The sequence below is a fragment of the Brevibacillus sp. 7WMA2 genome (genome assembly GCF_010748895.1).
Taxonomy (GTDB): domain Bacteria; phylum Bacillota; class Bacilli; order Brevibacillales; family Brevibacillaceae; genus Brevibacillus_B; species Brevibacillus_B halotolerans.
In genome coordinates, this window is the sequence record NZ_CP048799.1 from 4,728,183 (window position 1) to 4,747,913 (window position 19,731).

Genomic DNA, 19,731 nt, shown 5'->3' on the forward strand with positions numbered 1-19,731 from the left:
GGGTACAGTGAATCGATTTCGCCTGAAGCTTACCTTTACAATACTAAGCTTAATTTCGCTTGTTCTTATTGTGATCGGGATATTTATTGGGAAAGTTATGGAACGCTCCTATCTACAGATGCAATATGATCTTTTAAGAAAAGAAGCCTTATTTATCTCTGAAACAATCATTGATCCAAAAATATTAACTCAGCAGGAGCGTTTGGAAGCCCAAATTCAGCACTTTACTGAATCTATGGAGGTGCGTATTACTGTTGTTGATCCTTTGGGAGTCGTAATGGCTGATACCTCAGGTGTAGACCAAAAGCTGAAAAATCATGCTCATCGGCCAGAGATCGAAGCGGCCCTCAGGGGGCAGGTAGGAATCGCTCATCGGGAAAGTGATACTCTTCATCAGCAGATGATCTATGTGGCTGTGCCACTGAAGGATAATAAAACAGGACAAGTCGTTGGGGCGGTTCGTTCCGCTATGTCCATGCAGACCATTACTCAATCTGTCCATCAGATGTGGTTTAGTTTGGTCATGGGACTTGTAATTACTTTGATTATCGGTAGCATTGTCAGTTCACGCATCTCTCATGGTATTACAAAGCCAATTGAAGAGATTATTCGGGTAGCAAGAAATATTACGCAGCGTCAGTACGAGAGTCGCGTCAAAATTAAGCCTCGCGATGAACTAGGTCAATTAGCAACAGCGATTAATTTTATGGCGTCTAGTTTGGAACAACAGATGTATCAAATATCGGAGAATCAGCAACGCTTAACAGGAGTGCTGGCAACGATGCCTAGTGGCGTGATTTTAATCGCCGAGAATGGGCGAATTGAGCTTATAAATAATGCGGTTGAAAAAATGCTGAACATATCCAGTTCTGAATTAGTAGGGAAATTACATTTTGAAGCAGGTCATAATTATGGCTTTAGTAAGCATATTGATGATGTTATGCGCACGGGGGAACGCAAGCGGGATGAAATTCATATTTTTTATCCAACAGAGCGGATGATCTATGCTGATTTTTCTCCTTATGTGAACTACCGTGGTGAAATTAAAGGTGTTCTGGCAGTGTTAAATGACATTACAGATATCCGCCGATTAGAAAAGATGCGCAGTGATTTCGTTGCGAATGTTTCCCATGAGCTACGCACACCTATTACCTCTATTAAAGGCTTTACGGAAACCTTATTAGACGGGGCACTTAAGGATGAAGAGATTAGCAGGCACTTTTTGCAAATTATTTATGACGAGAGTGAACGTCTTTTTAGATTAATTAGTGATATTTTAGATTTATCTAAAATTGAGCAGAAACGAATAACGCTGACTTACACTGAGGTAGAGATGCACCGGCTCATAGAAGAAACAGCAGTCTTGCTTCGGGAACAACTGCAACGAAAAGAGCTTAAGCTCATTTTGCCTGCCGATCAAGGAATTATGCTACGAGCTGATAAGGATTGCTTGCAGCAGATTTTGCTTAACCTGCTGGCAAATGCGATAGCTTATACACCAGAGGGCGGGAACATCACGATTGAACTAAGACGGGATGAGGATTATCTTTACCTGGATGTGGCAGATACGGGCATAGGGATTCCAGAGGATGATCTTGGACGGATTTTTGAGCGGTTCTATCGTGTTGATAAGGCTCGATCACGAGATTCTGGTGGGACTGGTTTAGGCTTAGCTATTGTGAAGCACATATGTGAGTCTTTACATGGATCAATTACTGTAAGAAGTACGGAGGGTGTCGGCTCTGTGTTTTCGGTTACCTTACCCTTGGACAATCCAATCTCATAGTTGATGGAATGAAATAGAGTGCCAAACCGCCATTAGAGCTGTAGCACTCTATTTTTACTGTAAAGATTTCCTGTGCGAAAAAAGATTTCCTAAGCATTAGTCATCGAGTGAAATAATCACCTCTTGTTCATACTACAAAAGGGAGGTGAAGGATTCTGTGATTAGTCTGATGGCAGGCTTGATGCTGGTTTTACAATTACAAGGAAATGTACCAGTTGTTCAAAAAATGAACCAGGATGTCGTCTCAATAGACCGAAAAGCATTTACTCTTCCATTTACACATATTCCTATTCTGGATGTTTCTAAACTGGAAGCGTATATGTCAAGGCTTGAGAGGCAGGTATATCGTTCCCCAATGAATGCTAAATGGGATGAACGTGAGAAAATCATCCCAGAAAAAAATGGTCAACGTTTAAATCGTCAAGCCTTTATGGAATCATTTATTTCTTATTTTTATACCAATCAACAAACTCACTTGCAAATTCCTACGCTTACCGTTTTACCTAAGGTAGATGCCTCATTATTGAAAGACGTTTCACAAAAACAGATTGGTGCTTATGTTACTTACTATAATCCTCGCAATAAGAATCGAGCTAGTAATATTGCCCTCTCTAGCAAATCCATTGACAATGTGGTGTTGTTTCCCGGAGAAACGTTTTCTTTTAATCAAACAGTAGGAGAAAGAACGACAAAAAGGGGATATTTACCTGCTCCAGTAATTGTTCGCGGGGAATTATCGGAAGGAATTGGCGGGGGAATTTGTCAGGTTTCTTCTACTTTATATAATGCTGTGGACAAGTCGGGTTTAAAAATTATACAGCGTTATGCCCATAGCCGTAATGTCGCTTATGTACCTCCAGGCAGAGACGCGACGGTTAGCTGGTATGGTCCCGATTTTCGGTTTCAAAATCGCTATGCATACCCAATCCTGATTCGAGCAAGAGCTTTTAATGGCATGGTGGCTGTTCGGATATTTTCCTTCTCAGATTTAGATTTCGATCCGCGTGAGGTACCTACCGTTCGTAAGCGATTGCCGGAAGAAACTGACCAGCCATTAGACAATGAAAGTAGTAAATCACAGCCAAAATTGCCAATACACTAAGGAAATTTGTACTCTCTTAAAAGATAGAAATTATAACCAAAGTATAAGAAATAAATGAAAAAAGTTGCAATCAACTATAAATATTTCTATCATTATTACTAGGTTTCTACTAGAGACGATCCACAAGAAAGAGGGAGTGCGATGAAAACATATGGCTAAGCAACACAAAAAAACGACCCTATCTTCGTTTTTACTAAAGTTTATTTTTATTACCATTGGAGCTATTATGATGGCTGTATCACTGGAGCTGTTCCTTGTTCCTAATAAAGTGATTGACGGAGGAATTGCTGGTATCTCCATTATGATGTCCTCCATTACCAATTTACCATTGGGATTATTTCTCTTCTTCTTCAACTTACCGTTTTTGATTGTTGGCTTTAAGCAAATCGGTAAAACCTTTGCTATTTCTACTTTGTACGGAATCGCAATCATGTCGTTAACGACTTCTATGCTCCATCATGTACCCGCATTTACGAATGAAAAAATGCTCGCCGTTTTGTTTGGTGGTGTCATTCTTGGGGTGGGTGTAGGTCTAGTTATCCGTTTTGGGGGTACATTAGATGGAACGGAAATCGTTGCGATCCTGCTATCTAGAAAAACTAGAGTTCCTGTTGGGCAGCTTATCATGTTTATCAATTTCTTTATTTTTATCATGGCTGGCTTTGTCTTTGAATGGGATTCTGCTATGTATTCGATTTTTACTTATTATATAGCCTTTAAATTGATTGATATTGTCGTAGAGGGCTTAAATGAATCTAAATCAGTAACGATTATTTCGAAAGAATACGAAGAGATTTCTGAGGCAATTAACGCGCGTTTGGGACGTAGTACAACTTATGTCTACGCACGCGGTGGATACAGCAAGGAAGAAACACAAATGATCTATTGTGTTGTTACGCGCTTGGAAGTGGCTAAGCTGCGTGCTATTATACACGAGATTGACGACAGTGCGTTCATCGCCATTGAGCATGTTTCTGATGTTTCTGGTGGTAATTTTGCCAAAAAAGATATTCATTAGGCGAAAAAACAAAAATCCCTTGTCAAAAGCAAGGGATTTTTAATATTCCTACCATAAGAAATGAATCACGCGGGCGACCATATAACCAAGCACGATTGTCCAAATTACTTTTCCCCATCTGGGAAGGTTAGCTATATATTCACCCATTCCTTTAAAAAAACTACGTCGTTTCATTTTGATTCAGTTCCTCCTTTGGCCTGTTAAAGCGGATAAAAAGGAAAATGCCGAACAGAATGATGAAGCCGCCCATCCATTGTGGCAACGTAACGATATCCCCAAAAATCAAATAAGCAAGAATGCAGGTGCCAATCGGTTCAAAAAGAATCCCTACGGAAACCGTAGTAGTATTTAGCCATTTAATGACCCAATTCAAAATAGAATGGCCAAGTAAAGTAGGGAAGAAAGCTAAACAGATAAACCATCCCCAGTCCGCGAGCGGATATCCTGTCAGTGCATGACCATAAAATAAACTATGTCCAAGCAAAAAGACAGAACTGATGAGATAGACAACGAAGCTATATGCTGTCGATGATATACCCCGACGAAGATACTGTCCAATTAACCAGTATAACGTCACAACAAAGGCTGCAAGCAAGGCTAGTAAATCTCCGTATAGAGCCATTCCTCCTACACGAAAATCTCCCCAACCAATTACAAAGCTACCCATGATCGCAAAAATACCACCAGCCATGGCTAATTTACTCAGGCGTTCCTTAAAGAGAAAATAGCCACCGACAAAGGCAAATAGAGGCTGAAGCGTTACAAGCACCGTAGAGCTTGCAATGGAAGTATAATGAAGTGATTCAAACCAGAGCAGGAAATGAGCGGCTAGAAAGCCTCCAGATAGAATACTTAATAGCCATTGCTTTCTGCTAAATTGAACGATTTCACGCCAAGTACCTTTGTTGATAAACAAAAAGGGTATGGTCAATATAACGGAAAACAACAGGCGATAGGTGGCTATGACTGGTGCTGGCGCCGATGATAGCTTAACAAAGATAGCAGATGTTGAAATGGCTAAAACAGCTAAAAATAAGGCAAAATAAGGCGGTATGATGGGTCTCTCCATGATTGTAATATCCTCTCAGTCACAACAGTTATCGTTATTGAAAAAATGAAAAAACCAGCTAGAATCACTGGTCGGATCATATGTAGTCCATCCTTATTTTACAAGAGGAAAGTCCAACTCACAACCGTGATGAAACGCTGATATGAAACGGACTCTTCGTGGGTAAGCGATTGCCCAGTTTCCTTTTTTCCTTTTAGGTCTACCTGTGGTAAGATGAAAGGTAATGAATTAACAGAAAGGGGTCGGACGCACATGAGCCATTTTGTGCTGATTGATGGGAATAGTATCGCTAACCGTGCCTTTTATGCGTTGCCGCTACTGTCCACCTCACAAGGACTTCACACGAATGCAGTACTTGGTTTTACGACCATGCTGCTAAAAGTAATAGATGAAATGAAACCGACTCATATTCTAGTTGCTTTTGATGCAGGTAAAGTGGTATTTCGCCACTCTGAATATACAGAGTACAAGGGAGGACGCGCTAAGACGCCCTCAGAGTTATCCGAGCAATTTCCATTAATTCGCGAGCTATTAGACGCGTTTTCGATAAAAAGATTTGAATTAGAAGGCTATGAAGCTGACGATATCATCGGAACGTTAACATTACGAGCTGAAGAGGAACAGATCAAAACGACCGTAATCACCGGGGATAAAGATATGCTGCAATTAGTGTCCCCGAATGTATCTACAGCAATTACGCGAAAAGGGATAAGTGAAATCGAGCTGTATTCGACAGAGGAAATCTTTGAAAAATATGGCTTAAAGCCTGAACAGATCATTGACCTGAAAGGGTTAATGGGGGATAGCTCCGACAATATTCCTGGTGTTCCAGGGGTAGGGGAGAAAACTGCACTTAAATTATTGCACCAATTCAGTTCCGTTGAAGAGGTGCTAGCTAATATCGAGCAGGTGTCTGGCAAAAAGCTACAGGAAAATCTACGCAACAATGTGGAGCAAGCAAAAATGAGTAAATCGCTTGCAACCATTATGCGTGATATACCAGTTGATATCAGTATTGCTGATTCTCAATTTACAGGATACGAGCCTGATAAGCTAATTGAGTTCTTTAAAAAAATGGAATTTAAATCATTACTATCTAAGGTAAAGGGTGGTAATAGCATTGCAGATAGCTATGGTCAGGGTAGTGTAGAAGCGTCTGAAGGCTCTTCAGCGAACACTTCGTTACCAGACAAGCCTTTTACTTATACCGTTGTCGAAGAAGGTAAATTGGCCGATTATGAGCCTCTATTGACATCTCCCATGAGCTTGGTGGTAGAGATGGATGGAGAGAACTATCATTATGCGCCAATTCTTGGATTTGGCTTAGCTACAGAAGAACAAGCTTTATTCATTTCTTATGAAACGGCTAAAAGCTGGACAGCCTTTACGGATTGGCTACAGGATGCTTCTAAACAAAAATGGGTCTTTGATGGCAAACGTGAAACGGTTGGACTTTGCTGGCATGAAATGGACGTAAAGGGAATTGATTTTGACTTATTCCTTGCATCCTATTTGATTAATGCTAGTGAGAGCAACCCTACCCTATCTGATGCGACTGCCAAATTCTCGTCTGTCAAGGTGGCGTCTGATGAGGATATCTATGGCAAAGGGGCAAAGCGAAGCCTACCGTCGATGGAGCTCATTAGTGAACACGTAGCGCGTAAGGCGCAGGCTTTGTGGCAGAGTGTTCTTCAAGCCAAAGAAGAGCTTACGGCTAACCAATTAACAGAGCTTTACACAAAGATTGAACAGCCACTTAGTCTCGTGCTGGCCGATATGGAAGAGATAGGTGTTCTGATTAATCAGGAGCAGCTTCATCAGATGGGCGAGGAGCTGGACAAGCAATTAGAGGCGTTGACTGAGAAAATTTATGAGCAGGCAGGTACTACGTTTAACATCAATTCTCCGAAGCAATTAGGGGAGATTCTGTTTGAACGCATGGGAATTCCGCCTGAGAAGAAAACGAAGACAGGCTATTCTACCAGCGCAGATGTGCTAGAGAAGCTGGCGCAAAAATATCCGATCGTGATAGATATTCTTACGTACCGTCAATTAGGTAAGCTACGTTCTACTTATATTGAAGGCCTTTTAAAAGAGATTCATGGCAAAACAGGTAGGGTGCATACACGCTTTAACCAAGCCACAACTGCTACTGGACGGCTTAGCAGCACGGAGCCGAATCTACAAAACATCCCGATCCGTTTGGAAGAGGGGCGTAAAATCAGGAAAGCATTTGTGCCGACAAATGACAACTGCTATATCCTTGCTGCTGATTACTCGCAGATCGAGCTGAGAATTTTAGCGCATATTTCGAAGGACCCCAACCTAATTGACGCCTTCGTAAATAATATGGACATTCATACACGCACAGCGATGGACGTATTCGGAGTAAGCGAAGACGAGGTAACTTCCAATATGCGCCGTCAAGCGAAGGCTGTTAATTTTGGAATTGTCTACGGAATCAGCGATTTTGGTTTATCTCAGAATTTAAATATACCGCGTAAAGAAGCGGCTGAATTTATAGCACGCTATTTTGATGTATTTTCAGGTGTTCAGAATTACATGGAAGAGATTAAGCATCAGGCAAAGAAGGATGGCTATGTGACGACACTGTTGCACCGCCGTCGTTATCTACCAGATATTGCAAGTAGAAACTTTAATCTACGTTCTTTTGCAGAGCGTACTGCTATGAACACTCCTATTCAAGGAACGGCTGCCGATATTATTAAATTAGCGATGATCCAGATGCAAGAGGCCCTCGTTAGGAATCAGCTAAAAAGCCGCATGCTTCTTCAGGTACACGATGAATTGGTGTTTGAGGTTCCAGAGGATGAATTAGAAACGATGCAAAAGCTGGTAGCTAACGTGATGGAGAACGCACTTAAACTGGACGTTCCACTTAAAGTAGATGTAAATTATGGGGAAACCTGGTATGACGCCAAGTAGGAGGGACATCTAATGCCAGAACTACCAGAGGTAGAAACCGTTGTTCGGACGCTGAGAACACTAGTGCTGAACAAGAAGATTGAACGGGTAAGCGTATTGTTGCCACGGATTATTCGCCGGCCTGCCGATGTGGAACAATTTAAATCCATTTTAGTTGGACAAACCATTCATGCTGTTGAACGGCGAGCAAAATTTATTAAATTTATCCTCGATCAGGATGTATTAATTTCACATTTGCGTATGGAAGGAAGATATGGAGTTTATCAATCCTCTGAAGAGATAGAAAAGCATACGCATGTGATTTTTCATTTCACGGATGGAACGGAGCTTCGCTATCGGGATGTGCGTCAATTTGGAACGATGGACGTGATTCCATTAGGTAAGGAACAAGAGGTGGAGCCACTTAAAAAGCTGGGACCAGAGCCTTTAGACGAAGCCTTTACACCTGCCTTGCTCTCCAGCATGTTACAGCGTAAGACCACTAAAATCAAACCATTGCTATTAAATCAGGAATTTATGGTGGGCTTGGGGAATATCTATGTGGACGAGGCTCTTTTCCGAGCAAATATACATCCAGAACGGGTAGCTAATACATTGACAAATCAGCAAATAGAGATTTTGCATACAAGTATTGTACAGACCCTACAAGAAGCGATTGATGCTGGAGGAAGCTCTATTAAATCCTATGTAAATGGACAAGGTGAAATGGGGATGTTCCAACAAGTATTAAAGGTGTACGGGAAAAAAGGAGAACTGTGTCCAAGCTGCTCCACAGAGATTGTGAAAATTGTTGTAGGAGGACGCGGAACGCACTTTTGCCCATCCTGTCAAAAATAGACCGCTAATCGGGAAGGAGGAGATAGCGTGATTTTGGGTCTAACAGGAGGAATTGCGAGCGGAAAAAGTACTGTTGCAGCCATGCTGCGTGAACGGGGAGTCACCGTTATCGACGCGGATCTTATTGCCCGAGAAGTGGTAGAGGTGGGCAAACCGGCCTACAATGGGATTGTCAAGTACTTTGGTACGAGTGTATTGGATGAGACAGGTGCCTTAAATCGTGCAGTGCTAGGGGAAATGATCTTTAGTGATAGAGAAAAACGAATGGTTTTAAATGAAATCGTTCATCCAGAAGTACGCAAGGAAATGCGTCTGCAAGCTACTCTAGCTCAGGAACGCGGGGAACGGCTTGTCTTTATGGACATCCCGTTATTGTATGAAAGCAAGCTTACCTATATGGTAGACAGAGTTGTGGTTGTTTACGTACCAGAATCCGTACAGTTTATACGGTTAATGGAGCGGGATGAATTTGATGAGGAGCAGGCGAAAAAGCGTTTGCGAGCCCAAATGAATATTGAAGAAAAGCGTAAATTAGCTAATTATGTAATCGATAACCAAGGTAGCCGCTCAGACACTCAGAAGCAGGTGGATGATTTGGTAACTAGCTTGCTTGCGGAGATAATCCCATGAAAACGCTACGCTCTGCTATTCTCTTGTTTTCCGTTTTGATTATCATCTATCTGCTGCTAAACTCCTCCTTTGTTTGGAAACTAATGTACCCGATCAAATATGAGGAACAAATTCGGTTAGTGAGTAAGAAATACGAAGTAAATCCATACCTTGTGCTTGCTGTCATTCGGTCCGAATCTAAATTTAAGCCAGATTTGGTTTCGAAAAAAGGAGCAGTCGGCTTAATGCAATTGATGCCAAACACAGCAGAATGGATACAGTCTCAGGGGAAGCTAGAGATGCTGTATCCTGCTGATTTGGAACATCCTGCAACTAACATTAATTTAGGTACCTGGTATCTAGCTTATTTGTTACAAATGTTTAAAGGGAATGAAGTACTTGCATTGGCTGCTTATAATGCAGGACAAGGAAATGTGAAAAATTGGTTGCATAATAAGCAATGGGAAGGGACTCGTGAAACGATCTCCAATATCCCGTTTGGGGAGACCCGTCATTATGTCCAACGTGTTTTATATTACGAAGATCGTTATAAAGAGGTATACGAAAATAGCTTTCCTAATCTTGCTCCCTGATGGTAATCTGTCAGGGAGCTTTTTACCACATTATCAGCTAGTGAAAAAAAGAATCTAGCGAAACAACTTTTTGCTAAAACGAATCCTCTTATTCCTCAAACAGTAGATTAATAGGCTCCTCAGGCAATTCAGGCGCGGTCTCTAGGTGCGTTACGGGTGTTTTTACATCTACTTCCTCAAAACGAAGACTATCCACCCAAATCTGACCACCGCCCTGTAGGAATGCGCCAAATGCAATCGCTTCACTATGAGCAGGGACATCCAATACGATGCGATACATATTCCATTCCGTGGTCCCTTGAATAGGACGATTACTCATATTATCAAACTGTAATATCTCTTCCTCACTTCCATCCACTCTCATCCAAAAGCCTGCCGAGCCTGTCACTGACTTTGTTTGAATAAATCCTGTTAATTGCATGCGCTTACCTAGGTATTTGTGTGCCTGAAACATCTGCATCATCGTGCCAAATCCCTCTGGATGAGGTTGTTTCGAACGAAGATAGCCAGAACATGTACCGTGGTGAATGCTATTATAGTCCACCCCCATCTCATAGGCTCCAGGATTGGTACCTTGTAGCATCCAGCCTGTGGGTTTTAGATCGGTAGAGATTGAATTCATAGAAAGCTCCTCCTGTTTGAATAAAAGTGTTTGCATATAGCGGCGATAGATGGCAGGTGGCATAAGGTATTCCTTTTTAAAGGCGCGAGTAAATGATTCCTGTGATTCAAAGCCTAGTGTAACTGCAATATCTAAAATGCCTAGAGTAGAGGAACAAAGCAGAGAAACTGCCTTTGCTAAACGGCGTTTTTTTATGTACTCGTAGGGGGGAAATCCTACGTGTTTAAGAAATAAAGCATGAAAATGAGCGATTGAATACCCAGCTTGTCGAGCCAAATCGGAAACAGTGATTTCATCAAATAATTGTTCCTCTATACAGTGAAGAGATTGAATGATTGCCAGTTCTTGTTCATTCATCTGGAATGCTTCTCCCCTCCAAGTTTTCTGTTTGATATGTAAAGCTTACCAAAACATAGCAACGGTCTTTTGATCAAATCTCTGGATATTGCTTTGCCTGATCACGGGCATCATTCTTTTTGGAAAATCTAATTATTACTGCTTGGGCAGATCATGTAGCAAACTGCCCAAATTTGCTGTTTTTAAGTAAAACACATTGTCAAATATGACATACTTAATATATTATTAATAGTGATTAGAGTAACTTATTTCAGGGAGGGTCAACATAAAATGACAATTAAAATCGGGATAAATGGGTTTGGACGTATTGGGCGCATGGTTTTTCGCAAAGCGATCCAAGATCCATCCATCGAGGTTGTGGCTATTAACGCTAGCTATCCTCCTGAAACCCTAGCTCATTTATTAAAATATGATTCCGTTCATGGGACCTTAGCCCATGACGTTACTGTAGATGGCAATTGCATTGTAATTAATGGAAAAAACACACAGGTGTTATCCGATCGCGATCCTTTGAACCTACCATGGGGGAAGCTTGGGGTTGAAGTGGTTGTGGAAGCGACTGGGAAGTTCACAGATCGTAGTGGTGCCGAGAAGCATATAAAAAGCGGTGCTAAAAAAGTAGTTATTACTGCACCTGGTAAAGAAGAGGACGCGACCATTGTTATGGGTGTCAATGATGATCAATACGATCATGAGCATCACCATGTTGTTTCGAATGCTTCTTGCACGACCAATTGTCTTGCACCTGTAGCTAAGGTGCTGCATGAAGCTTTTCAGATTCAATCCGGGCTTATGACTACGATTCATTCCTACACGAACGATCAGGTTAATCTGGATAATCCCCATAAGGATTTACGCCGCGCGCGTGCTTGTGGCCAATCGATTATTCCAACGACAACAGGAGCAGCCAGAGCGGTAGGTAAAGTATTGCCAGAATTAAATGGCAAACTGAATGGTTTTGCTTTACGTGTACCTACTCCAAATGTTTCTGTGGTCGATTTGGTTGTACAAATCTCTAAAAATGTCACTGCACAAGAGGTCAATCGGGTGCTGCGCGAAGCAAGCGAAGGGCCTTTAAAAGGCTATTTAGGCTATACGGATGCACCTCTTGTTTCTACTGACTTTAATGGTAATGAAAATTCCTCAATCGTGGATGGTCTGTCCACTATGGTGATGAGTGATAAGCATGTAAAGGTCATTGCTTGGTACGATAATGAATGGGGATATTCCTGCCGAGTTCTTGATTTGGTAAAGCATGTGTCAGAGCATGTAAATCAATCGAAACGGATTTTAACAGGCAGTACACACGGATAAATTGGCTTCATTTGGCATTTTAATTCTGAAAAATAATTGTTATTTGAATTTATGAAAAAAGCTGATTTCATAAGTGCTGAAATCGGCTTTTTTATTTTTTAACCCAAAAATCTTGCATAATCATTCCAGTAATGGATTTTATATCATTCGTTTATCTAGTTTCATGTAAAATATTGCTATAATTAATATGATTGGAAAGGCAGTGTACAAGAAGAGGAGGAATGAGATGAACAGGTTATCATTGCGTAAGTGGATAGCTGTAGGTAGCGGATGTGTGCTGGCGGCTGGTATGTTAGTAGCTCCATTTGAGATGTCAGGAAGCGCTTCTGTATTGTATGCACAGGAGAAGAAGGGAGCTTATGATAAGCTATTAACACAAAAAGAAGTGGAAGAGCGTGTACGGCAATGGATTACCATTCCTGCGGATTACAAACTAAGAAATTCCCGATTAGAAATAGATGACGAGAGAACAGGCTCTCCATACTGGTCGATAAGCTGGGAGACAAGTGATAAAAAAAGCAACAAATATATTCATGCATCAGTTAATGCTCAAACAGGAGAATTGATTGATTTCTATAAATATACACGCAACAATAAAACGGTGAAAAAGGCGGTTAGTGAGAAAGAAGCGGAAAAAACGGCATGGGCTTTTATTGAAAAGGTAGCTAAATCAAAAAAAGATTCTTTGAGTAAAGCAAATGAATTTGTCCCATTGACGAATAACAATCATTATACATTTGTCCATACCCGTATGTCTGACGAAATTCCATTCCTTGAAAATGGAGTAACGATTAAGGTTGATGCTGATGGTGAAATTACGTCCTATCATCTTACGTGGGATGACAGAAAAATTCCCTCTCCTAAGGCGGCCATTTCCCTAGAACAAGTGGAGAAAACACTAAAGGGACTACTAGATCCACAGGTACGATACATGAGATCAGATAGGTATAAAAACAGGAACAGCGGGGATGTAACGTATACTCCTGTTTATATATATGGCAACAATAGTGCAAAGTTTTTAGATGCAAATAGTGGAGAGGCGATCAGTCCAAATGGCCGCAAAGCGGAAACTAGCAATAAAATCACCCCATTAGGCGATAAAATTACATTTACAAAAAATCAAGCGCCTGAAAAAATCGGCAAAGACCAGGCAGAACAAATTGCAAAGAAATGGGCTGAAAAGCTAGCTAAAGGCTGGGTTTATAATGGTTCAGGTGGGACAGGCTCCAGTGCTGACGCTTCAGGTATCAAAACATTGAATTGGTCATTTCGATTTATTTCAACGAATCAAGGCTCCCCATCCAATGAGGAAGAAATAAGAATTAAGATAAATGACAAGGGCCAATTCCTGGCCTTTTCAAAACAGAACAACGAAGCATCGGAAAATACGAAAGGGAAACAAGCGATTGATAAGAAAGATGCGGAAAAGGTAGCAATAGAAATGATCAAAAGCCTTTACCCTGATCATACGGGGCAGTTGTATCTTAAAACAGGAGACGCCCCTTACATTAGAGGTGATAAGGGGCAATCTTACATTTTTACATTTGGATACTTATATAAAGATACTCCCATTGATGACCTAGACATCGAGGTAGAAGTAAATAAATTTACTAATGAAGTCACTGAAGTTTGGCTCTATCAAAGGGAAAATGGCTCCCCTTTGCGAAGTAATGATGTTTTCGAAAAAATTCAGGTATCAAAGAAAGAAGCGATAGAAAAGGAGATAAAAGAGAAAAAAGTAATACTTACTTATTATAAAGCTCCTTTCTATATGCCAGTCGCAGATGAGTCTGTAAAGGAGTCTTCTCAAGAGATTCCAATACAGCTTGTCTATCGTTATGTAGGAAATGAGAAATCTGTAAACGCAGCTACTGGTGAATTATTAGACCGATGGGGATTTAGTGATGCTGAGTCCGCTACTGATATTGAGGGACACAAAAGTGAAGAAGCCCTAGGCAATATGCTAAATAGAGGGCTGTTCTTCCTAGAGGATGGAAAGCTGGAGCCAGATAAGGAGATATCTAGGGCTCAATTTGTAGGATTGATGATTAGCGTATCAAACGAGCTGAGTCACGATTATCGATCCTATGACGATGAAAATGATGAGAAGCCTTATACGTACTCAGATGTACCTACAAATCATCCGTATTATGCTGCCATTTCTCAGGCCTCTCAATTCAAAATCATACCATCTACAGCCCGCTTTGAGCCTGATCGTGCCATTACACGTTCTGAAGCGATACAAATGTTGATGCAGACATTACAATTTGGAGCGTTACTATCCAAGTCTGATATCTTTCAATCCCCTTATCCAGATGTAACAGCAGAACAAGTACCTGCTTATACGCTAGCGCATGCTTTAGGTTATCTGAGCGCACCGAAGGGGACGAAGGTAGAGCCAAATAAAAATGTAACACGTGCAGAAGCGGCAGAGCTGATTTACCAATTTTATCAGAAATACAGACACGAATAAATCGAGGCAAAGCAAAACTCCCTCTCAGCATTTTGTAAGAGGGAGTTTTGCTGGTTGTAAATGAAATAAACTAGATGATTACAAGTCCGGTGCAATATGCTTAGATTCCATAAAAGTAAATAATGTTTCGTCTTCAAATTGAGTAATAAATAGTTTTAAATTATATTTCAAATTAACTTCGTACGGGGTAAGCAGGTCATTGCCACGTCCGTCTCGCAAAATGCGTATCGTTGGACGATGACAGCATTCTGGATCTACCTTACAGACTACGCCGCTTTCTCCATTATTGAGTACGACTCCGCTCCCAAGTGGAAAGACAGCGATATGCTTACGAAAGGCATCTACTAAATGATGATGGAACAAATAGCCGCCTGATCCAAGCAGGTATTCAAGCGCATCCTGTGGCATATAGCGTTTTCTCCAACGTCTTGGGGTAGTTAGAGAATCATACACGTCACAAATAGCTACGATTTGCGCATACTCATGGAATTTGTCCCCTTGTAGCTGTTGCGGATAACCGCTTCCATCCATTCGTTCATGATGCTGGAAAGCTACGTGAGCAGATAATAATGAAATATCGTGTTGTTTCCGAATGATATCAAAGCCAAGGCGTGTATGCTCTTTGGCCTGCTCCATTTCAGCCTCGTTCCAACGCTCGGTTTTTTCAAGCAATTCTTTTGGTAGCGCTGTTTTTCCAATGTCGTGTAACAGTGCCCCGATTCCCAAATCACGTAATTGCGTCGTGTTGTAGCCAAGCGACATCCCAACTGCTGTAGCCATGACAGCGACGTTAACGGCGTGATGATACATTGCTCCCGAGTGAGAGGAGATGTTAGCTAGATGAATCATGATATCCTTTGCACCAGATAGATCATTTAAAATCTTATGAAAGACCTGCTGGAAATGCATGCCCATGTCTTTAACAGAGACCCTACGAGCAACTTTATTCGTATTCCGTAGTTGTTGCACGGTTTTATGTATGACTTCCAAAGCATCTTGCCTTGTCTCTGGACGTATAACATCCTCTACCTCAATATCTGATGTGTGTGGGTCATCAATGTAGACGGAATCAATTCCCATGCGTTGTAGACCACTTACCAATCTTTCACTTAGCTCCATACCTGCCCCAAGCAGGACTTTCCCATCATCTGTAAAAACGGTCCTTCCCAAATTCATTCCAGGTTGAACATGTCGCAATGAGACTAGGCGCATGCAAGAACCCTCCCTTGCTGTTAGATACTATCTCATTTTAAAAAAATTATGGACAAATGGGAATAGGATATTCGCTTTTTCCTTGACTAACCTTACTGGATATGGGACTCTAAAGAAAAACTTCAATAATTTACACGCAAATTTATTGAATAAAATCAAGTCTTTCTTTTTTGGAATGATGTTGATCTAACTGAGTAATCATTTTGGAGATGATGGCTAATGCGTTGCCCATTTTGTGAATTTAATGGGACAAGGGTATTGGATTCCCGCCCATTTAATAACAACAAATCAATCAGACGCCGTCGAGAGTGCGAGGACTGCGGCAGAAGATTCACTACATTTGAAATGGTGGAAGAAACACCACTATTAATTATTAAAAAGGATGGAACAAGAGAAGAGTACAGCCGCGATAAAATTTTACGTGGGTTGATTCGTGCTTGTGAAAAGCGTCCTGTGACACTGGAGATATTAGAGAATATTGTAAATGAAATTGAACGAGAACTACGTAGTCAAGGGAAGGCTGAGGTCCCTAGCAAAGAGGTAGGGGAAATGGTCATGGAGCGCCTGTACCATGTGGATGAGGTAGCTTATGTTCGTTTTGCCTCGGTTTATCGTCAGTTTAAAGATATTAATGTATTTATGCGAGAATTGGAAGAGCTTTTAGAACAAGCGCGGAATCAGCCGCCTAAAGTGAATAAATCAGAATAAGAAGCATTTTTTTCTCTAAGCTTCCAAACCTCTCCTACGTAACATGACAGAAGAAATGATATAATAGAGAAACTATGAACGTAAGGAAGGATTTTGGTCGATGCGTGTCATGTGGAACGAACTTGCGCCCAACGATCGCTATTTAGTGAGATTCATAAGGCCGCTGAGTATGATGGAGATGGGATTCATAACCCATCTTTATTTGCCCTTGCTGGGGGTGTCATCCTATTCGTTGTATCAATTATTAATGCACGAGGTGGATGAAAAGAGTGGAGCAGCAAGCGAAGGAACGCACCGGAGTCTAATGATGATGACATCCTTGCCGTTGGATCGCTTACTGCAAGCCAGAGAACGTTTAGAAGCGATGGATTTATTAAAGGTCCGTCGTCGTGAGAATCGCGAACATGACTTTTTTTATGAGTATATTGTCTTGCCACCGCTAACTCCGGCTCAATTTTTTCAGGAAGATATTCTTCCCGTTATGCTGTTAAATCAAGTAGGAAAAGTCAAATACGAGCAGCTTCGCCGTACCTATGCTGATCAGCTATGGGGTAATCTGGCGGAGGAGTATCCGTATGAAGAAGATGTAACCAAGCGCTTCTATGAGGTATATCATAATTTGTCAGCTTCTGAGCTGGAAATTCGCCCTGGATCGGAAACGGATCGATTTTTTGCTCACATGCAAGAAAAACATCCTACAGCCTCCCTAGCTAATCATTATGAAGCGGAGCCAGACAAACAATTGGATTTATCCTTTTTGCGGGCTAGCCTCCCTAGTCATGTACAAGCCTCTAAGGTAGTAACGCAGGAAAGCATTCCGTTTTTTTATCAGTTGCTCGCTTTTTATCAAGTGGATAGCTATTTATTAAGCCAAGAGCTGCGGGATTGGAATCTTTATGATTCTCAAGGGACTCTTAGCACAGAACTATTGCGTAAACGAATACGCGAGCGATATGTAAATAACCAGCTAACTCGTGAGCGCCGTTCTTTAGCCGATGCCTATTTGGAGCATCTCGGTCCTGGGAAAATACCAGCTCCTGGAACGGAGGTTTTTCTACGAATCTGTCGAGAGCTTTCACCGCTGATTATTTTAGAGCAAGCGGTGGGAGGTAGAATTTCACGTGCGTTTTTAGAACGGGCAGAGAGCTTGGTTTTCACAGATTCAATGCCGTCAGAGGTAGTAAATGCTTTGCTCTTATATGCCATGCGTGAAACGAAAATGGAATTGCCAAAAGCTTACGTGGAAACGATTCGAGATAGCTGGAAAGCCAAAGCCATTTCTACCGTAGAGGAAGCAGTGAGGGTTATTTTGGAACGGGCAGAAGCTAAGAATCAGGCTATGGAGAATCAGACGGTTCAATCTCTAGCAGCTTCCCAAAAAGGTGGATTATCCTCTAACAGGGGCCGGCGCAGTAATTCACGAGCATTGCTACAGGATAAGCTACCTGCTGCTGTACAGCGACAGCTCGATCGTGAGGAAGCAGAGGCAGTTGATACTGATCGAAAAAAACGCGTAAAGCAAGTGAAAAAAACCATTATGGATGATCCAGAGCTTAAAGAATTATACGAATCACTACGACAGCCGATGAAGGGAGGCGAACATTAGATGGAACCTTTGCGTCAATTCATGGAGGAGTTAGCTAAGCGAACTCCACGGCATATTTTAAGTCCGGATGAACAATTGGATAAAATGATGCGCTCGTCTCTCTATCTAAAAGCCTTTCTGCAAAAGCATCCTGAATTAACTAGGGAGGATTTGTTTCGCTCCCTTTCGGCAGTGTATGAGTCGGTGAAGGAGCACTATTATTGTGAGAATTGCCCCGGACTGTCAGAATGTCCTAATTTAGTAAAGGGACATACGAATAAGCTACAGGTGCAAAACAAGCATATTGTATCCGCACTAAGCCCCTGTGATAAGCAATTATCATATGAAGAAACACAGCGTACTCGTAAAATGATGCGAAGCTACTACGTGTCTGAAGAAACACTTCAAGCTAGCTTTCATCATATGGATATGGATGATTCCAATAAAGAAGCGATTCGTCTGGCGATGCGTTTCTGCCGAGAAATGAGAGACAACAAGAAGCAGGCTGCACGAGGGCTATATGTTCACGGAGGCTTTGGGGTTGGCAAGAGTTATCTGATGGCTGCTGTCGCACGTGAACTATCAGAGAACAACATTTCATCCTTAATGGTATACGTTCCAGATTTCATTCGAGAGTTGAAAGAATCCCTCTCCGATCAATCCTATGTAGGTAAACTGGAGCTATTAAAGGAGATTCCTGTTTTGATCTTAGATGATCTAGGGGCGGAGAATGTCACTCCATGGATTCGGGATGAAGTGATTGGAGTTATTTTAAATCAGCGAATTAACAATCATCTGCCAACTTTATTTGCTTCAAACTATTCTCTTGAGGAATTGGAAGAGCATTTTGCCATGAGTAATGGCTCACGTATCGAAGTAACGAAGGCACGCCGGATTTTAGAAAGAATTCGTCATTATGTAGAAGAAGTAGTGATTGAAGGAATCAATCGTCGAAAAAGATAGCCTGTATAGAGGTATGTGTATATCAGCATTTCGTTTGACCGATCACCCAAGTATTGGACAAGCAAGTGAGTCCTTTTCTTGGGTTTTTTGCCGATCAGAGGTAGTTTTTTTGAAATAGGAGCGTAGTCGGTAGCCTTGCTGTTTATCTGAGAGTGTCCTTTTGAAAAAGACATCCAAAGCTTATAGGGAACCTTGATGGTAATATACAAAAAAAGACAGATGTTCTTCCTAGAAAAACATGGTAAGATGGTTACTTGAATATTCAGATAAAATGTTTTTAAGTTGAAAGCTTGTTATCAAAGGGTTTTAAGTGACTGATTACTATGAATTAACAGATGATATTGAAAAATGTTGTGTTTGTTGTGTGGACATTATGAGGCACATGTGGTACTTTTAAAACTAGAATAGGAAGATGATTTTGCGGCTGATACAACATTGTTATGTACATACGGAGAGGACTTTTGTTTTCTCTGGAGGGAGTGAATCATTCCGTCTTCCTTACCAACATGTAATGATAGTATCTCATTTATGTAAAGA

At 41.3% G+C, this 19,731-nt stretch carries 16 protein-coding genes; 12 read left to right on the forward strand and 4 right to left on the reverse strand.

All coding sequences use genetic code 11. The annotated features are described in order from the left end of the window. Window positions 1-7 precede the first annotated feature (7 nt). The 3 genes from pnpS to GOP56_RS20585 all read left to right on the forward strand — a co-directional run bounded on the left by pnpS (window position 8) and on the right by GOP56_RS20585 (window position 3,906). On the forward strand, window positions 8-1,786 hold the full coding sequence (pnpS, locus tag GOP56_RS20575) for a two-component system histidine kinase PnpS (protein ID WP_003339130.1): 1,779 nt from the start codon (window positions 8-10) through the stop codon (window positions 1,784-1,786). A 157-nt stretch (window positions 1,787-1,943) separates the two neighbouring features. After that, window positions 1,944-2,888 carry a VanW family protein gene (locus tag GOP56_RS20580; RefSeq protein WP_101667517.1) on the forward strand — a complete coding sequence of 315 codons (945 nt, stop codon included), beginning with the start codon at window positions 1,944-1,946 and terminating at the stop codon, window positions 2,886-2,888. Window positions 2,889-3,039: 151 nt separating this feature from the next. After that, entirely contained in the window at window positions 3,040-3,906 is an 867-nt protein-coding gene (locus GOP56_RS20585; protein ID WP_003339127.1) for a YitT family protein, read from the forward strand. Window positions 3,907-3,954: 48 nt separating this feature from the next. Here the strand turns inward: GOP56_RS20585 and GOP56_RS24225 are convergent, their stop codons facing one another. Both GOP56_RS24225 and GOP56_RS20590 read right to left on the reverse strand, forming a co-directional pair. Further along, window positions 3,955-4,080, reverse strand: coding sequence for a hypothetical protein (locus GOP56_RS24225; RefSeq protein WP_003339126.1), 126 nt, complete (start codon window positions 4,078-4,080; stop codon window positions 3,955-3,957). Further along, complete coding sequence (locus GOP56_RS20590) at window positions 4,067-4,975, reverse strand: DMT family transporter (protein WP_003339125.1); 909 nt, start codon at window positions 4,973-4,975, stop codon at window positions 4,067-4,069. The genes GOP56_RS24225 and GOP56_RS20590 overlap by 14 nt, the downstream gene beginning before the upstream one ends. A gap of 252 nt (window positions 4,976-5,227) precedes the next feature. Between GOP56_RS20590 and polA the strand changes: the two genes are divergently transcribed. The 4 genes from polA (at window position 5,228) to GOP56_RS20610 (ending at window position 9,960) form a co-directional block, all read left to right on the forward strand. After that, the gene (polA, locus tag GOP56_RS20595; protein ID WP_163246490.1) at window positions 5,228-7,921 is read left to right on the forward strand and encodes a DNA polymerase I; all 2,694 of its coding nucleotides are present in this window, start codon (window positions 5,228-5,230) and stop codon (window positions 7,919-7,921) included. A gap of 12 nt (window positions 7,922-7,933) precedes the next feature. Next, window positions 7,934-8,758, forward strand: a complete 825-nt coding sequence (gene mutM, locus GOP56_RS20600) for a DNA-formamidopyrimidine glycosylase (RefSeq protein WP_096886629.1) — start codon at window positions 7,934-7,936, stop codon at window positions 8,756-8,758. Window positions 8,759-8,839: 81 nt separating this feature from the next. Continuing rightward, window positions 8,840-9,388: a dephospho-CoA kinase gene (gene coaE, locus GOP56_RS20605; RefSeq protein WP_233882803.1), complete on the forward strand. Its 549-nt coding sequence runs from the start codon at window positions 8,840-8,842 to the stop codon at window positions 9,386-9,388. Next, the gene (locus GOP56_RS20610; RefSeq protein ID WP_121473511.1) at window positions 9,385-9,960 is read left to right on the forward strand and encodes a lytic transglycosylase domain-containing protein; all 576 of its coding nucleotides are present in this window, start codon (window positions 9,385-9,387) and stop codon (window positions 9,958-9,960) included. The genes coaE and GOP56_RS20610 overlap by 4 nt, the downstream gene beginning before the upstream one ends. An 88-nt stretch (window positions 9,961-10,048) precedes the next feature. On the opposite strand, the gene GOP56_RS20615 is transcribed toward GOP56_RS20610, so the two are convergent. Then, a complete protein-coding gene (locus GOP56_RS20615; protein ID WP_163246492.1) occupies window positions 10,049-10,939 on the reverse strand; it encodes a helix-turn-helix domain-containing protein in 891 nt (296 codons plus the stop codon). A 270-nt stretch (window positions 10,940-11,209) separates the two neighbouring features. On the opposite strand from GOP56_RS20615, the gene GOP56_RS20620 reads away from it, so the two are divergent. Together GOP56_RS20620 and GOP56_RS20625 are read left to right on the forward strand one after the other, a co-directional pair. Then, the gene (locus GOP56_RS20620; protein ID WP_101667520.1) at window positions 11,210-12,253 is read left to right on the forward strand and encodes a glyceraldehyde-3-phosphate dehydrogenase; all 1,044 of its coding nucleotides are present in this window, start codon (window positions 11,210-11,212) and stop codon (window positions 12,251-12,253) included. Between the two features lie 226 nt (window positions 12,254-12,479). Continuing rightward, entirely contained in the window at window positions 12,480-14,726 is a 2,247-nt protein-coding gene (locus GOP56_RS20625) for a YcdB/YcdC domain-containing protein (RefSeq protein WP_163246494.1), read from the forward strand. Between the two features lie 78 nt (window positions 14,727-14,804). Here the strand turns inward: GOP56_RS20625 and GOP56_RS20630 are convergent, their stop codons facing one another. Next, window positions 14,805-15,938: an HD-GYP domain-containing protein gene (locus GOP56_RS20630; protein WP_003335223.1), complete on the reverse strand. Its 1,134-nt coding sequence runs from the start codon at window positions 15,936-15,938 to the stop codon at window positions 14,805-14,807. A 219-nt stretch (window positions 15,939-16,157) separates the two neighbouring features. Between GOP56_RS20630 and nrdR the strand changes: the two genes are divergently transcribed. The 3 genes from nrdR (at window position 16,158) to dnaI (ending at window position 19,194) form a co-directional block, all read left to right on the forward strand. Beyond that, window positions 16,158-16,646, forward strand: coding sequence for a transcriptional regulator NrdR (gene nrdR / locus GOP56_RS20635; protein WP_003335222.1), 489 nt, complete (start codon window positions 16,158-16,160; stop codon window positions 16,644-16,646). A 100-nt stretch (window positions 16,647-16,746) separates the two neighbouring features. Next, on the forward strand, window positions 16,747-18,252 hold the full coding sequence (locus tag GOP56_RS20640; RefSeq protein WP_163246495.1) for a DnaD domain protein: 1,506 nt from the start codon (window positions 16,747-16,749) through the stop codon (window positions 18,250-18,252). After that, the gene (dnaI, locus tag GOP56_RS20645; protein WP_003339117.1) at window positions 18,253-19,194 is read left to right on the forward strand and encodes a primosomal protein DnaI; all 942 of its coding nucleotides are present in this window, start codon (window positions 18,253-18,255) and stop codon (window positions 19,192-19,194) included. The last annotated feature ends 537 nt before the right edge of the window (window positions 19,195-19,731 follow it).

Bases quoted from the DNA above. Each gene is read 5' to 3' on its own strand.
- GOP56_RS20585 (WP_003339127.1), top strand. From the start codon at position 3,040: ATGGCTAAGCAACACAAAAAAACGACCCTATCTTCGTTTTTACTAAAG.
- GOP56_RS24225 (WP_003339126.1), bottom strand. From the start codon at position 4,080: ATGAAACGACGTAGTTTTTTTAAAGGAATGGGTGAATATATAGCTAAC.
- GOP56_RS20590 (WP_003339125.1), bottom strand. From the start codon at position 4,975: ATGGAGAGACCCATCATACCGCCTTATTTTGCCTTATTTTTAGCTGTT.
- polA (WP_163246490.1), top strand. From the start codon at position 5,228: ATGAGCCATTTTGTGCTGATTGATGGGAATAGTATCGCTAACCGTGCC.
- mutM (WP_096886629.1), top strand. From the start codon at position 7,934: ATGCCAGAACTACCAGAGGTAGAAACCGTTGTTCGGACGCTGAGAACA.
- coaE (WP_233882803.1), top strand. From the start codon at position 8,840: ATGCTGCGTGAACGGGGAGTCACCGTTATCGACGCGGATCTTATTGCC.
- GOP56_RS20610 (WP_121473511.1), top strand. From the start codon at position 9,385: ATGAAAACGCTACGCTCTGCTATTCTCTTGTTTTCCGTTTTGATTATC.
- GOP56_RS20615 (WP_163246492.1), bottom strand. From the start codon at position 10,939: ATGAATGAACAAGAACTGGCAATCATTCAATCTCTTCACTGTATAGAG.
- GOP56_RS20620 (WP_101667520.1), top strand. From the start codon at position 11,210: ATGACAATTAAAATCGGGATAAATGGGTTTGGACGTATTGGGCGCATG.
- GOP56_RS20625 (WP_163246494.1), top strand. From the start codon at position 12,480: ATGAACAGGTTATCATTGCGTAAGTGGATAGCTGTAGGTAGCGGATGT.
- GOP56_RS20630 (WP_003335223.1), bottom strand. From the start codon at position 15,938: ATGCGCCTAGTCTCATTGCGACATGTTCAACCTGGAATGAATTTGGGA.
- nrdR (WP_003335222.1), top strand. From the start codon at position 16,158: ATGCGTTGCCCATTTTGTGAATTTAATGGGACAAGGGTATTGGATTCC.
- GOP56_RS20640 (WP_163246495.1), top strand. From the start codon at position 16,747: ATGCGTGTCATGTGGAACGAACTTGCGCCCAACGATCGCTATTTAGTG.
- dnaI (WP_003339117.1), top strand. From the start codon at position 18,253: ATGGAACCTTTGCGTCAATTCATGGAGGAGTTAGCTAAGCGAACTCCA.